Raw genomic sequence first — 13,114 nt, forward strand, 5'->3', positions numbered from 1 at the left:
CGCGGCGCCCGGAACCCCGCACCCGTCCGGACTGCCGGGCGTCACCCGGTTCAGGACGCGTTGGCCTTTTCGTAGGCCTCGCGCACGTTGCTGGGGACGCGGCCGCGGTCGTTGACCTCCAGGCCCTGCTCCTTGGCCCACGCGCGGATCTTGGCGGTGTCCGGGACGCTGCCGGACGGACGCGGGGCCGAGCCGCGGCCGGGGCGGCGGGTGCCGGCGAGCCGGCCGCTCTGCTTGCGGCCCTTCTCCACGTACGGCGCCAGCAGGCCGCGGAGCTTGTCCGCGTTGGCGCTCTTCAGGTCGATCTCGTAGGCAACGCCGTCGAGCGCGAACGTCACCGTTTCGTCCGCCGACCCGCCGTCGAGATCGTCTTCAAGAATGACCTGCACCCTCTGTGCCACGGGCTTCCCTTTCCGCTAAACGACCCATTGCCTAAGGAAAGGAAAGCGCCTTTCCCCGGAAAACACAAACCCCTGGCCGTCCGGGGGCGGCTCACAGGTGCAGCAGCATGCGCGAGTTGCCCAGTGTGTTGGGCTTCACCCGCTCCAGGTCGAGGAACTCGGCGACACCTTCATCGTACGAGCGGAGAAGTTCTTCATAGACATCCGTAGCGATCGCCGCCGGGTCTGTCGTACCATCATCGGTTTCCTGGAGCTCCCCGATCTCGGTGAAACCGTGTTTCGCGAAGAAGGCGACCTCGAACGTCAAGCAGAAAATCCGACGGACGCCGAGCCAGCGGGCGGTCTGCAGCAGCTTCTCCAGCAGCAGGTGACCGACCCCGTGGCCGCGGGCGGACGGGTCGACGGCGAGGGTGCGGACCTCGGCGAGGTCCTCCCACATCACGTGCAGCGCGCCGCAGGCGACCACGGTGCCGTTGTCGTCGCGTTCCGCGACCCAGAACTCCTGCACCGATTCGAACAGTGTGACGGTGGGCTTGTCGAGCAGAATGCCGTCGCGTGCGTAGGCGTCGATGAGCCCGCGTACGGCCCGCACGTCCGTGGTCCGCGCCCGGCGGATGGTGACCTCCATGGCGGGACGTTATCGTGCCGGCCCCGACCCGGTCCCGTCGGTATCCGGTCCGCTCCCGGATCCGCTCTCCGGCCCGCTCCGCGGGGAATCCGCGGCGGCCGGATCGGACGGGGACAGAGCGGCCACCCGCAAGGCGTCCCGCAGCGCCTCCCGTTGCTCGGGCGACATCAGGCCGAAGAAGTGCACCAGGGCCGCGGCGGGATTGTCACTCGTGGCCCATGCGTCGTTCATCAGGGCCGCCGTGTACGCCTCGCGCGAGGAGACCGGTTCATATCGATAGGCCCGGCCCGCGCGCTCCCGGCGGAGCCAGCCCTTTCTGTGCAGCTTGTCCAGCACGGTCATCACCGTGGTGTACGCGATATCGCGTTCCGACCGCAGATCCAGGAGAACCTCGCGAACCGTGACCGGTCGGTTCCACCGCCACACCCGGGTCATGATGGCGTTCTCAAGTTCGCCGAGTTGCCGGACCATAGTGCGGCCAGGATAGGGAGTGAATGGGGCAAATCTTGTGAAGTGCCGCAAACCGGCGCGCCGCCACCCCCGGAATCCGGGAATGGCGGCGCGGGGTGATCACGGGCGACCGACGGGGTCAGTCGACCAGGTCCTCCTTGGTCTTCTGGGCCCCGCCCTGGCTGCGGATGATGGCCCGCACCAGGAAGCCGAAACCGATCGCCATGACCAGCGGCGGGACGATCGCGCTGACGTAGTCCATCAGGTCACTCCTCCTCGGTCTTCTCCGCCGCACCGGCGGACGCCTTGGGCTCCGGCTTCACCAGCGGGAAGAGCACCGTCTCCCGGATGTTCTTGCCGGTCAGCAGCATGATCAGGCGGTCCACCCCGAGACCGAGGCCGCCGGTGGGCGGCATCGCGTACTCCAGGGCCCGCAGGAAGTCCTCGTCGACCTGCATCGCCTCGACGTCGCCGCCGGCCGCGAGCAGGGACTGCGCGGTCAGCCGGGCGCGCTGCTCGACCGGGTCGACCAGCTCGGAGTAGGCGGTGCCGATCTCGGTACCGAAGATGACCAGGTCCCACTTCTCGGCCACGCCCGGGATCGAGCGGTGCTGGCGGGTCAGCGGGGAGACCTCGGTCGGGTAGTCCTTGATGAAGGTCGGCCGGACGGCGTTCTCCTCCAGCAGGCGCTCGACCATCTCCAGCACGATCTGGCCGTGGCCCCACTCCTTCTCGAAGGGGATGCCGTGCTCGGCGGCCAGCTTGCGCAGCTCCTCGACGCCGGTCTCCGGGGTGACCTCGGCGCCCAGCCGGGCGGAGATGCCGGGGTAGACGCCGATCTCCTCCCAGGGCTCGGCCAGGTCGATCTCGTGCTCCACGCCGTGCGGGTCCAGGCCCTTGATCACCGTGGTGCCCAGCGCGTCCCGGGCGGCGTTGATGATGGTGGCCCGGATCAGCTCGGCCTGGGTGTCGTAGTCGCCGTAGGCCTCGTACGACTCCAGCGAGGTGAACTCGGGGTTGTGGGTGGAGTCCGCGCCCTCGTTGCGGAAGTTGCGGTTGATCTCGAAGACCTTCTCCGCGCCGCCGACCACCAGCCGCTTGAGGTACAGCTCGGGGGCGATCCGCATGTAGAGGTCGATGTCGTACGCGTTGATGTGCGTCTTGAACGGCCGCGCGTTGGCGCCGCCGTGCACCGGCTGCAGCATCGGGGTCTCGACCTCGATGTAGCCGCGCTCCTCGTAGGTGCGGCGGATCGAGCGGACCACCTTGGAACGCAGGTGGAGGATCTCGCGGGCCTCCGGGTTGACGATCAGGTCGACGTAGCGCTGGCGGACCCGGGCCTCCGGGTCGGTCAGGCCCTTGTGCTTGTCCGGCAGCGGGCGCAGGCACTTGGCGGTGAGCTCCCAGCGGTCCACCATCACCGACAGCTCGCCGCGCCGGGAGGTGATCACCTCGCCCTCGACGCCGACCTGGTCACCGAGGTCGATGTCGGACTTCCAGGCCGACAGCCGCTCCTCGCCCAGCTTGTCCAGGGAGAGCATCACCTGGAGGTCGCCGGAGCCGTCGCGCAGGGTGGCGAAGCAGAGCTTGCCGCCGGTGCGGGAGAGGATCACCCGGCCGGTGATGCCGACCCGCTCGCCGGTCGCGGTGTCCGGGGTGAGGTCCGGGTGCTTGGCCCGGAGGTCGGCGATGGTGCTCGTCCGGGGGAAGCCGACCGGGTAGGGGTCGACGCCGGCGGCCCGGAGCCGCTCCAGCTTCTCGCGCCGGACGCGCATCTGCTCGGGAAGGTCGTCGGTCGCGGGGATAGGGCTCTGATCGCTCACCCCACCAGAGTAGCCAGCCGCCACCGGTGCTTTGCCACAGGATTACCGTGCCGCGCGGTGCGGCAGTGGTGCCGCGGTGGCGCGACGGGGCCGCCGGGAACGGGAGCCGGGAACGGAACCGGGGAGGCCGGGCCGGACGGATCCGGCGCGGCCTCCCCGGGGAGGCGTCGGTGCGGTGGGCTCAGCCGGTGCCGGTGGCCAGTTCCACGTCCGTGTCCTCGGCCGCCGCCGGCGCGGCCGGGTGGGCCGGCGGCTTGGGGCGGCGGCCGAACAGCTCCGCGGGGGTGGGCATCCGGTGCGGCCGGACGGGCTGGCGGCCCTGGGGCGCGCGGGGGTCGGCGGACTGCTCGACGGGGGGCTCGGTGCTGCTCATCGGGATCCGTCCTCCAGCAGGGGTGAGGGGACTGCCGCTCGGTGCGGCGGGGCTCGGTACGGCGACGAGGTGGCGCTGGCCGGTGGTGAGGGCGAGCCGCTCGCGGACGGCGGCCTCGGCCAGCGCGTGGCAGCGCCCGGCGAGCCGGGAGCGGCGGGAGCGCTCGCCCTGGCCGCAGGGCTGGCGGCTCAGTCCGCGCAGCGCGGTGAGGTCCTCCGGCCCGGGGAGGTAGCCGTCGGCGACCGCCTCCTCCAGCCGTTCCAGGTAGCCGCTGGCACTGCCCGGCAGGGCGGTGCGGTAGCGGGCGAGGTCGGCGAGGAGGAAGGCGCGCAGCCGGCCGCCCTCCTGGACGGCCTCGTCGATCGCCTCGGTCAGGCGCAGCGCGTCCTGGACGTCCTCGGCCCACAGCGCGGCGCCCGCGTCGGCGGACGCCGGCCGGCCGGGGAGCTGGAGGTGGACGGGGACGACGGGGTGCAGGGCTTGGGCGAGGGCGCGGCGCAGCACGCGGACTTCGTCGGCGCTGAAGGCCATGCCGCCGCGCGATCCGTGTGGCGTAGGCATGGGCTGACACTACGTGAGGAATATCCGATTTGTCGGTAGCGTCGCGCCGACGCCGCGCGTCCGGCCCGGGATCGTGCCGGGGCGGCTCAGCGGCGCAGTGCCTCCGCCGGCTGGATCCGGGCCGCCCGCCAGGCCGGGTAGACCCCCGCCAGCAGTCCGGTGAGCAGTCCGATCACCGGCGCGGCCGCCACCGTCGCCGGGTCGACCACGGGTGTCCACTCCCGGGCGAGCGCCACTCCGAGCACCGTCAGCACCCCGAGCGAGGTGCCCACCAGACCGCCGATCAGCCCCAGCGAGGCCGACTCGGAGAGGAACTGGCCGGTGATGTGCCGGCCGCGCGCGCCCAGCGCCCGGCGCAGGCCGATCTCACCGGTCCGCTCCAGGACGGCGACCAGGGTGGTGTTGGCGATGCCGACCGCGCCGATCACCAGGCAGATGCCGGCCAGCAGCAGGAACAGCTGGTTGAGGTCGGAGGTGACGTTGGAGCGCAGCGTGCGCGGGTCCGGCGGCGGGACGGGCTTGAAGTACTCCGGGTGCGCCGGGTCCAGGGCGAGCGGGGCCTCGGCGGCGATCTGCCGGGCGGCGCCGATCCGGGTCGAGATGATCATCTTGGCCCGGTCGCGCTCCGGCTCGCCCCAGAGCTTGGCGGCGGCGCCGCGCGGCACCGTCACCGAGAGCAGCAGGTCCGGCTTGCGCTTCACGTCGTCGACGATCCCGATCACCGTGAACGGCTTGTTCTGCAGGAAGATCGCCGGCTGGGTGTCCAGTGTGGTGATGCCCAGCCGGGAGGCCAGCGCCGCGCCGATCACCGCGACCTGGCGGCCGGTGGAGTCGTGCCAGCTGTCGAAGGTCCGGCCCTGCAGCAGGTGCGGCTCGGCCGCCGCGAGCACCCCGGCCGAGGCGGCCACCACGGCGACCTGCTCGCCGCCGACCTGTCGGCCCACCGGGGCGGCCCGGACCGTTCCGGAGGCCTGGTTCACCGGCCAGTAGACGCCGGCCGCCTCGACCCCGTTCAGCCGCTGGATCCGGGCGTCGGCGTCGGTCGGGAAGGAGAGCGGCACCAGGTCGGGACGGGTGCCGCCGATGTCCTCGACGCTCACCTCGGTCGCGCTCAGCACGCTGAACCGGGAGTCGATCTGGGAGGAGGTGGTCGCGGTCAGCCCCAGGATGGCCACGAAGGTGCCCACCCCGAGCACGGTGCCCAGACCGGTCAGCGCCGAGCGGGCGGGTCGCTGGAGCACCCCGGCCAGCGCTTCGGCGAACAGGTCGCGCAGCGGGAGGCGGGAGGGTTCGACCACCCGGTCGCGGCGGTGGATCGGCCTCATGCGACGGCCACCTCCTCGCGCAGCAGACCGTCCCGGATCGCCACCGTCCGCCGGCCGCGCGCGGCCACCTGCGGGTCGTGGGTGATCAGCAGCACCGTCAGGCCCTGGGCGTGCAGTTCGTCCAGCAGGGCCAGGATCGACTCGGCGGTGACGGTGTCGAGGTTGCCGGTCGGCTCGTCGCAGAGCAGCAGCGACGGACGGCCGACCAGCGCCCGGGCGATCGCCACCCGCTGGCGCTCGCCGCCGGAGAGCCGGGTCGGCAGCGCGTCCAGCCGGTGGCCGAGGCCCACCCGGACCAGTGCCGCCCGGGCCAGTTCGCGCCGCTCGGCGGCGCCGCGCCGGCCCCGGGTGGCCGTGTAGAGCATGGCGAGGGCCACGTTCTCGGCCGCCGAGCGGTGCGGGAGCAGGTGGAACGACTGGAAGACGAAGCCTATTCGGCGCCCGCGCAGCGCGGTGCGGTCCGCGTCCGGGAGCCCGCCGGTGTCGATGCCGTCCAGCAGGTAGTGGCCGGTGGTGGGGGCGTCCAGCAGGCCGGCGATGTTCAGGAAGGTGGACTTGCCGGAGCCGGACGGGCCGATCACGGTCACGTACTCGCCGGGGGCGATCGCCAGGTCGCACGGCTTCAGGGCGGCCACCGGCGGCGGGCCCGGGTAGGTCAGGCCGACCTGGCGGAACTCGATGACGGGGGCGGCCGGGCCGGTCGCTCCGGGCAGGTCGGTCACCTGGGTCGCTCCGGGCAGGTCGGTCACCTGGGTCGGGTCGGTCGGGTCGGTCACCTGGGTCGGGTCGGTCACTTGGCACCCGCCCCGGTGGCGTCCTTGACGCCGACGATCACCTGGTCGCCCGGCTTCAGGGTGTTCTCGGTCAGCGGCCGGACCTCGGTGCTGCCGCCGCCCACCGTTCCGGGGGTGACCTCCACCCGGCGGCGCTGCCCGTTCTCGTACACCGTCACCACCGTCCTGCCGTCCGCCGTCGCGGAGACCGCCGACAGCGGGACGACCAGCACCGGGCCGGCCGAGGAGGCGGCCTGGACGGTGAGCCGGACGTCCTGGCCGGCCAGTCGCTGGTCCAGCGGGGCGTCCGGCTGGACCACCATCTGGTAGCCGTTCGCGGCGCCGCCCTGCGCGGCGGGCGGGTTCTGGCCGCCGCCCTGGCCGCCGCCCGGCGCGGCGCCGGCCGGCTGGCCGTCCCCGGGGGTGTCCGCGACCGCGGCGACCTTGGCGGCGGCCTTGAGGCCGGTCACCTCGGAGAGGATCTCCACCGTCTGCCCGGGGTGCACCAGGCCCTTGTCGGAGATGGTCAGACTGCCCTTGACCACCAGCGCCCCGGCCGAGACGGTCAGCACCTTGCCGGACACCTCGCCGCCGATCCGGCCGGCCACCGAGTCGACCCGGGCCGGGAAGCCGGAGAGGAACAGCAGCTCGGCGGCCGGGACCATCGGGCCGGCGACGGCCTTCGCGTCCGTCACCTTCTTCCGCAGTTTGGTGAGGTCCTCGGTGGAGCGGTTCACCAGCTTCTGGGCGGCGTCGACCGCGGTGCGGGCGGCGTCCACCGGGCTCTCCCCGACCGGGGCCGGGGCCGCGCCGCCGCTCGCGGCGGGGCGGCCACCGGTGTCGGCGGCACCGGAGGTCGCCCCGGCCGTCGGCGCGGTGCTCGGCGCGGCGCTCTGCTGCGCCTGCTGCTGGGCGGCCGCCACCGCCTCGTCGTAGCGCTTCTTGGCCTGCTTCAGCGCGTCCTTGGCGTCCGCCAGGGCGCGCTCGCCCCCCGTGACCGCGTCCTGGGCGGCGGTCACCTGGGTGTCCCCGTCGGGGGTGGCAGGCAGCGGGTCGTAGCCGCGCGCCGCGTAGAACGCCTTCACCGCGTCCTTGGTGGCGGCGCCGTACGTCCCCTCCGGGTCGGCGGACGACTCGAACCCCAGCTCCTTCAGCGCCTGCTGGAGCTGCTTGACGTCCTGGCCGGTGGCGCCCGGCTTGAGGTCCCGGTACACCGGCAGGTCGCCGTGCAGCGCGAACACCGGCCGCCCGGCCACCTCCAGCACCGACTGCCCGGCCTGCACCTGGTCGCCGACCTTGACCGGCAGCTTGGTCACCACCGGCTTCGCCCCCGCGGCCCCGCCGCCCCCGGCCGGCGCCACGTCGACCGACTGCCCGGCGCTCACCTGGCCGCGGATCACCACGGAGTCGGTCAGCACCCGCTGCTCCACCGCCGCGGTCAGCACGTCCGGCGCCGGCGGCTCGCTGTCCGCGGCCGCCTGCGCGGGCGACTTGATCATCGTCGACGCCGCCACGCCGCCGCCGGCCAGCGCCACCGCGGCCGCCATGACCAGCACCAGCGCCCGCCGGCGGCGCCGGACCCCCCGCCCGCCGCCGGCCACCTCGTCGTCCGCCGCCGCCTCCGGCGTCACGTCCGGCTGCTCGAACTCTGCCACGCCCCCACCCTCGTTCCGGGAGAACAAAACAACTGCTCAGCTGTATCGACGAGTTGAGTCGCCGTCAAGGTTGCCGTCGGGGCCCCCGGTTCATCCGGTCGCCGCCTGGCTCGCCGCCTTGGCGGCGCGCTTCTCGGCCTCGGCGGCGTCCTTCAGCACCTGGGCGTTCTGCTCGACCAGCCGCTGTTCCACCTGCAGGCGCACCTGGGACCACACGTCCGCAAGCCGACTGCTCGTCCGGCACTCGGCGTCCGCCCGGGCGATCGCCAACTCCTGGGCCCCGGCGGCGCCGACGACCTTCTCGAACTGCTGCTCCGCCTCCGTCGGACTCGCGTACGTGTAGCCGCTGGGCCGCATGCACCCCGACCACTGGGCGAGCGCGGCAACCAGCCGGGAGTCGGCCGCGGTCTGCTGGTCGGCCTGCGTCGTCAGCTCGCGTATCCGGCCCCGGGCCGTCTCCATGGCCGGGTCCGCCGCGAGCCGGGCCGCCGCCTCCTTGGCGCACTTGGTCTCCGCGGTGCTTCCCGACGCGTCGGCGACGGGGGGCTGCCCCGTCTCCGGTGGCTTCGGGTCCCGGCCGTGTGCGGAGCCGGCGTAGCCGAAGTCCTTCAGCGCCGGGACGGGCGGCAGCGCGTACGGGTTCGCGGCCCCCCTCTGCGTCTTCCGCTCGGCCACGAGCTGTGCGGCCGTCATCGGCGGCCGTTCGGTGATCTGGTACCCCTGGTCCCGTGCGCACTTCGCGGCGATCTTGTTCAGCGCGTTCTGGATGACGGCCTGGCTCTCCGCGTCCCCCAGCGTCGCCGTCTCCAGCGGCATTCCCGCCTCCGGCGCGGCCTCGGCGGGGGCCGACCCGGCGGCGGCCGGCGCCCCGGACGGGGCGGCGGGGGCCGAGGAGCCCCCGCCGGAGCCGCCGGAGGAGCATCCGGCCAGTGTCACCGCCGCCGCCATGACCAGCAGCAGCGCCCGCCGGCGCCGCCGGGCCGCCCGCTCGCCGCCGCCCACCTCGTCGTCCGACCGCCTGTCGTCGACCACGTCCACACCCTCGTTCCGGAAAGTCGATCCAACTGTCTTCCCAAGCAGACCGGTTGACGGCCCGTCTGGGTTGTCGTGCGATGGTGTCGACTTCGGGGGGGTGGCCACGGGTCAGGAGGCGAGGGCCTCGGCGGCGAGTTTCACGCGCTTGTCGATGTCCTGCTTGACGGCGCGCAGGGCCTCGGCGTTCTGCTCGATCAGCGCGCTCTCGTAGGCGGACTCGACCGTGAACCAGATGCCGACCACGTTGTGTTCGGCCTTGCAGGTCGCGTCGGCGGTGGCGGTCTGCCGGGCCTTCTCGGAGGAGAAGCCGAGGGTCTGCCACTGCGGGTCGTCGGTGGCCGCGATCGGGGTCGGGTAGTCGTAGCCCTTGGCCTTCATGCAGCCGGACCAGGCGGTGAAGGCGGCGAGCAGCCGGGAGTCGGTCTGCGACTGCTTCCAGCCGGTGTCCTTGATGTCGATCACGAGCTGGGCGTCCCCGCCGTTGCCGTTGGCCGCCGCGGCTCCCAGCTTGCCGTTCGCTTCGCCGAGACAGCCGCCCGGCGGCACCTGCCGGCCGTTGATCTCCTTGCCGCTCTCCGGAGCCTGGCCCGGGGGCACCGCGGCACCGCTCGGGCTTCCGGTGAGCGCGAGCAGGTAGGCCGGCGGCTGCTGCGCCCGGGAGGGCTTCTGTCCCGGCCGGTAGTCCTTGGCCGCGTAGCCGTACTGGGCGGCCTCCGCCGCGTCGGTGACGAAGTACCGCCACTGCGTCAGGCTCTTCGGGACGGTGCCGGGCTCGGCGGGGGCGGGTTCGACCGTGTAGGTGAAGCCGAAGCCGGTCATGCAGCGGGTGGTCAGCGCGTCCCGGGCCGCGATCAGTTGCTTCTGCTGTTCCCTGGTCAGCAGGTAGGCCTCGATCGGCAGCGCCTTGTCGTCGGCCCTGGCGAGGGTCGGGACGGCCGCCACCGACGGCGGTGGCACGTTGAGCCCCTCGCCCGTGGACTTGGCGGCCGGCGTGGTGGTCGAGCTGCAGGCGGCGGTCAGGAGCAGCAGGACGCCCCCGGCGAGCAGCCGTGCCCGGACCTGCGGCGATGTGGTCGTGGCCATCGTTTCGGCGTTCTCCGTGGATCGGTGCGGATGCCCGGTGGGGGACCGGCCGGCCGGTCCCCCACCGGGCGATGAGGTGTGCCGTCAGCCGACGTACTGCCAGGTGCCCGCGGCGTTGTCGTTCTTGACCGTGGTGAGGTCCCGGAACGACAGGGGCGGGATCACCTGGCGGTTGCCCCACGGGACGTCGCCACTGCGCTGGAAGATGGTGATCTGGAAGTGCGCGTCCTGGTTGGCCACCGAGGCGGCGTGGTTCTTGACCGCCACACCGGCGCCGCTGCTGCCGTACGGGCCGGCGCTGAAGTACGAGCCGGCGTAGTCGTGGATGTCACCGGCGTGGGCGAACTGGGCGCCGAGTCCGACGCCCGAGGAGTTGTAGAACAGACAGGCGTAGGTGTAGTCGCAGCTGCCGATGGTGGCGACCGAGGCGGCCTCCGCGGCCGAGGCGGCCGGGGCGGCGACGACGGCGGTGCCGAGGCCGCCGGCGAGGATCGCGGCCACGGCCGCGATGCGCTTGACGTTCACGTTGGACCCTTCGGACGGCCCGCCCGTGGAGCGGGCGGGGGACACGAAGGAGAGAAGCGTGGCACTTCCCCCCGTGTGGAACGCCGGGGGCCGCGGATCTGGACCCGAACCCCCGAGTGCTGCCGAATCTAGGCTGTCCTTCGCATCAAGACCATTGTCCGCAAGGACAGTTGGACATCCGCTCGTACAGTGCGACCATCGCCAGGCGCAGCCGCGAGTCGACGCCGAGGCGGTCCATCAGCGCGGCGACATGGGCCTTGACGGTGCGTTCGGTGATGCCGAGGCGGTCGGCGACCTCCTGGTTGGAGAGGTCCAGCGCCAGGAGGTGCAGCACCTCTTCCTGGCGGCCGCTCAGGCTCTCGATCCGGGACGCCGAGGTGCGCAGGTCGTCCAGGGCGGCATCGACCGCCGTAATGGTTCCGTGCATGTGCTTCCCCCCTCAGTGCCTACCGCTCCTCGACGCGAAGCGGTGGGTGCTGGGGCCCCGTCTTTCGACGCTAGCACGGGGCGGGGCAGGGGAGTTGATCACGCACGGTCCCGCTGGGTGGACCGTGCGTGAATGTCCGCGTTCGCGCAGGTGTGATGTCCGTCACACCGTGCGGGTTCAGCTCGGGCGGTTGCGCTCGTAGACCAGCCGCAGGCCGATGAGGGTCAGCCAGGGCTCGTGGACGTCGATCGAGCCGGCCTCGCCGAGGACCAGCGTGGCCAGGCCGCCGGTGGCGATCACCTGGACGTCGTCGGGGTCCTTGGACAGCTCGCGGGCCATCCGGTCGACCAGGCCGTCGACCTGGCCGGCGAAGCCGTAGAGGATGCCGGACTGCATGCCCTCGACGGTGTTCTTGCCGATCACGTTGCGCGGGCGGGTCAGTTCGATCTTGCGCAGCAGGGCGCCGCGGTTGCCGAGCGCCTCGACCGAGATCTCGATGCCGGGGGCGATCGCGCCGCCGACGTAGTCGCCGCGGGCGTTGACCGCGTCGAAGGTGGTGGCGGTGCCGAAGTCGACCACGATGCACGGGCCGCCGTAGAGGTGGTTGGCGGCCAGCGCGTTGACGATCCGGTCGGCACCGACCTCCTTGGGGTTGTCCATCAGGACGTGCACCCCCGTCTTCACCCCCGGCTCCACGATCACCGCGGGGACGTCGCCGTAGTAGCGGCGCGTCACCTCGCGGAACTCGTGGAGCACGGAGGGGACGGAGGAGCAGATCGCCAGGCCCTCGACCTTCGCGTCGGCGATCGCGGTGCGCGATCCCTGCGAGCCCATCAGGCCGTTCAGCAGAACCGCCAGTTCGTCCGCCGTGCGCCGCGGATCCGTGGAGATCCGCCAGGTCTCGACGACCTCTTCGCCGCCGAACAGGCCGAGGGTGGTCTGGGTGTTGCCGACGTCGATGGTGAGCAGCATCGGGGTGCTTTCTGCGTCGAGGGCCAGCGGGCGGACGGAGCGGACGGGGCGGGCGGACGGGTGGAACGGCCGGGCGTACGGACGGTCGGTCAGGCGCGCAGGTCCAGGCCGATGTCCAGGATCGGCGAGGAGTGGGTCAGCGCGCCCACCGCCAGGTAGTCGACACCAGTCTGGGCGACCTCGCGCGCGGTGGCCAGGGTGAGTCCGCCGGAGGCCTCCAGCTTGGCCCGGCCGGCCACCAGCGCGACCGCCTCGACCAGCTGCGGAACCGTGAAGTTGTCCAGCAGGATCAGATCGGCCCCGGCCTCCAGGACCGGCGCGATCTGCTCCAGGGTGTCGACCTCGACCTCGACCGGCAGCTCCGGGTAGGCGGCCCGGACGGCCCGGAACGCCTCGGCGACGCCGCCGGCCGCGATCACGTGGTTGTCCTTGACCAGGGCCGCGTCCGACAGCGCCATCCGGTGGTTGGCGCCGCCGCCGCAGCGGACCGCGAACTTCTCCAGTGCGCGCAGGCCCGGGGTGGTCTTGCGGGTGTCGCGGACCACCGCGCCGGTGCCCTCCAGGGCGTCGGCCCAGGCGCGGGTGGCGGTGGCGATGCCGGACAGGTGGCAGAGCAGGTTGAGCGCGCTGCGCTCGGCGGTCAGCAGGTCGCGGGTGCGGGAGCGGACCGAGAGCAGCACCTGGCCGGCCTCGACCCGGTCGCCGTCCTGGACGTGCCGCTCGACCTCGAACTCCTCCTCGCAGACCAGCGAGACGACCGCCTCGGCGATCCGCAGGCCAGCCACCACGCCGGCCTGGCGGGCGGTGAAGTCGGCGGTGGCGACGGCGTCGGCGGGCACGGTCGCCACCGAGGTGACGTCCTCGCCGCCGGCCAGGTCCTCGGCCAGCGCCAGGGTGGCGATGTCCTCGACCTCGATCGGGTCCAGACCGGCCTCCTCCAGCAGCTCGGCGAGCTGCGGGTCCAGGCCGGTCTCGTAGCCCTCGCCGTCGCCGCAGGCGCAGCCGTCGCCGCAGCCGCCGGCCAGCGGGAGCTCCTCGTGCTCGTGCTCGTGCAGGTGGGTCACGTCGGTCGCGTCGGTCATG

15 protein-coding genes are annotated in these 13,114 nt (G+C 73.0%); all 15 read right to left on the reverse strand.

Annotation, left to right across the window (positions count from 1 at the left end; genetic code table 11):
* Positions 1–50: 50 nt before the first annotated feature.
* Positions 51–401, reverse strand: coding sequence for an Lsr2 family protein (locus ACFU9E_RS04210; RefSeq protein WP_380684348.1), 351 nt, complete (start codon positions 399–401; stop codon positions 51–53).
* 91 nt (positions 402–492) lie between these two features.
* On the reverse strand, positions 493–1,029 hold the full coding sequence (locus tag ACFU9E_RS04215; protein WP_380684347.1) for an amino-acid N-acetyltransferase: 537 nt from the start codon (positions 1,027–1,029) through the stop codon (positions 493–495).
* Between the two features lie 9 nt (positions 1,030–1,038).
* Entirely contained in the window at positions 1,039–1,500 is a 462-nt protein-coding gene (locus ACFU9E_RS04220; RefSeq protein WP_380684346.1) for a BlaI/MecI/CopY family transcriptional regulator, read from the reverse strand.
* Positions 1,501–1,618: 118 nt separating this feature from the next.
* Positions 1,619–1,741 carry a hypothetical protein gene (locus tag ACFU9E_RS04225; RefSeq protein WP_355357848.1) on the reverse strand — a complete coding sequence of 41 codons (123 nt, stop codon included), beginning with the start codon at positions 1,739–1,741 and terminating at the stop codon, positions 1,619–1,621.
* A 4-nt stretch (positions 1,742–1,745) separates the two neighbouring features.
* Positions 1,746–3,302, reverse strand: a complete 1,557-nt coding sequence (gene lysX / locus ACFU9E_RS04230; RefSeq protein ID WP_380684345.1) for a bifunctional lysylphosphatidylglycerol synthetase/lysine--tRNA ligase LysX — start codon at positions 3,300–3,302, stop codon at positions 1,746–1,748.
* Between the two features lie 181 nt (positions 3,303–3,483).
* Positions 3,484–4,236, reverse strand: a complete 753-nt coding sequence (locus tag ACFU9E_RS04235) for a hypothetical protein (protein ID WP_380684344.1) — start codon at positions 4,234–4,236, stop codon at positions 3,484–3,486.
* An 86-nt stretch (positions 4,237–4,322) separates the two neighbouring features.
* On the reverse strand, positions 4,323–5,561 hold the full coding sequence (locus tag ACFU9E_RS04240; protein WP_380684343.1) for an ABC transporter permease: 1,239 nt from the start codon (positions 5,559–5,561) through the stop codon (positions 4,323–4,325).
* Positions 5,558–6,274: an ABC transporter ATP-binding protein gene (locus ACFU9E_RS04245; RefSeq protein ID WP_380684350.1), complete on the reverse strand. Its 717-nt coding sequence runs from the start codon at positions 6,272–6,274 to the stop codon at positions 5,558–5,560. Before ACFU9E_RS04245 ends, ACFU9E_RS04240 begins: the two co-directional genes overlap by 4 nt.
* Before the next feature lie 77 nt (positions 6,275–6,351).
* Positions 6,352–7,989 (reverse strand): peptidoglycan-binding protein, encoded by a 1,638-nt coding sequence (locus ACFU9E_RS04250; protein WP_380684342.1) that lies wholly within the window; start codon positions 7,987–7,989, stop codon positions 6,352–6,354.
* A gap of 90 nt (positions 7,990–8,079) precedes the next feature.
* On the reverse strand, positions 8,080–9,021 hold the full coding sequence (locus ACFU9E_RS04255) for a hypothetical protein (RefSeq protein ID WP_380684341.1): 942 nt from the start codon (positions 9,019–9,021) through the stop codon (positions 8,080–8,082).
* A gap of 111 nt (positions 9,022–9,132) precedes the next feature.
* Positions 9,133–10,107 carry a hypothetical protein gene (locus tag ACFU9E_RS04260; protein ID WP_380684340.1) on the reverse strand — a complete coding sequence of 325 codons (975 nt, stop codon included), beginning with the start codon at positions 10,105–10,107 and terminating at the stop codon, positions 9,133–9,135.
* 84 nt (positions 10,108–10,191) lie between these two features.
* Positions 10,192–10,632, reverse strand: coding sequence for a hypothetical protein (locus ACFU9E_RS04265; protein ID WP_380683970.1), 441 nt, complete (start codon positions 10,630–10,632; stop codon positions 10,192–10,194).
* Between the two features lie 145 nt (positions 10,633–10,777).
* Positions 10,778–11,059 (reverse strand): LuxR C-terminal-related transcriptional regulator, encoded by a 282-nt coding sequence (locus ACFU9E_RS04270; protein ID WP_380683969.1) that lies wholly within the window; start codon positions 11,057–11,059, stop codon positions 10,778–10,780.
* Positions 11,060–11,236: 177 nt separating this feature from the next.
* The gene (locus ACFU9E_RS04275; RefSeq protein WP_380683968.1) at positions 11,237–12,031 is read right to left on the reverse strand and encodes a type III pantothenate kinase; all 795 of its coding nucleotides are present in this window, start codon (positions 12,029–12,031) and stop codon (positions 11,237–11,239) included.
* Between the two features lie 89 nt (positions 12,032–12,120).
* Positions 12,121–13,113: a carboxylating nicotinate-nucleotide diphosphorylase gene (gene nadC / locus ACFU9E_RS04280; protein WP_355357875.1), complete on the reverse strand. Its 993-nt coding sequence runs from the start codon at positions 13,111–13,113 to the stop codon at positions 12,121–12,123.
* Position 13,114: the final 1 nt, after the last annotated feature.

This window comes from Kitasatospora sp. NPDC057595, from assembly GCF_042800875.1.
In the GTDB taxonomy this organism is placed as follows: domain Bacteria; phylum Actinomycetota; class Actinomycetes; order Streptomycetales; family Streptomycetaceae; genus Kitasatospora.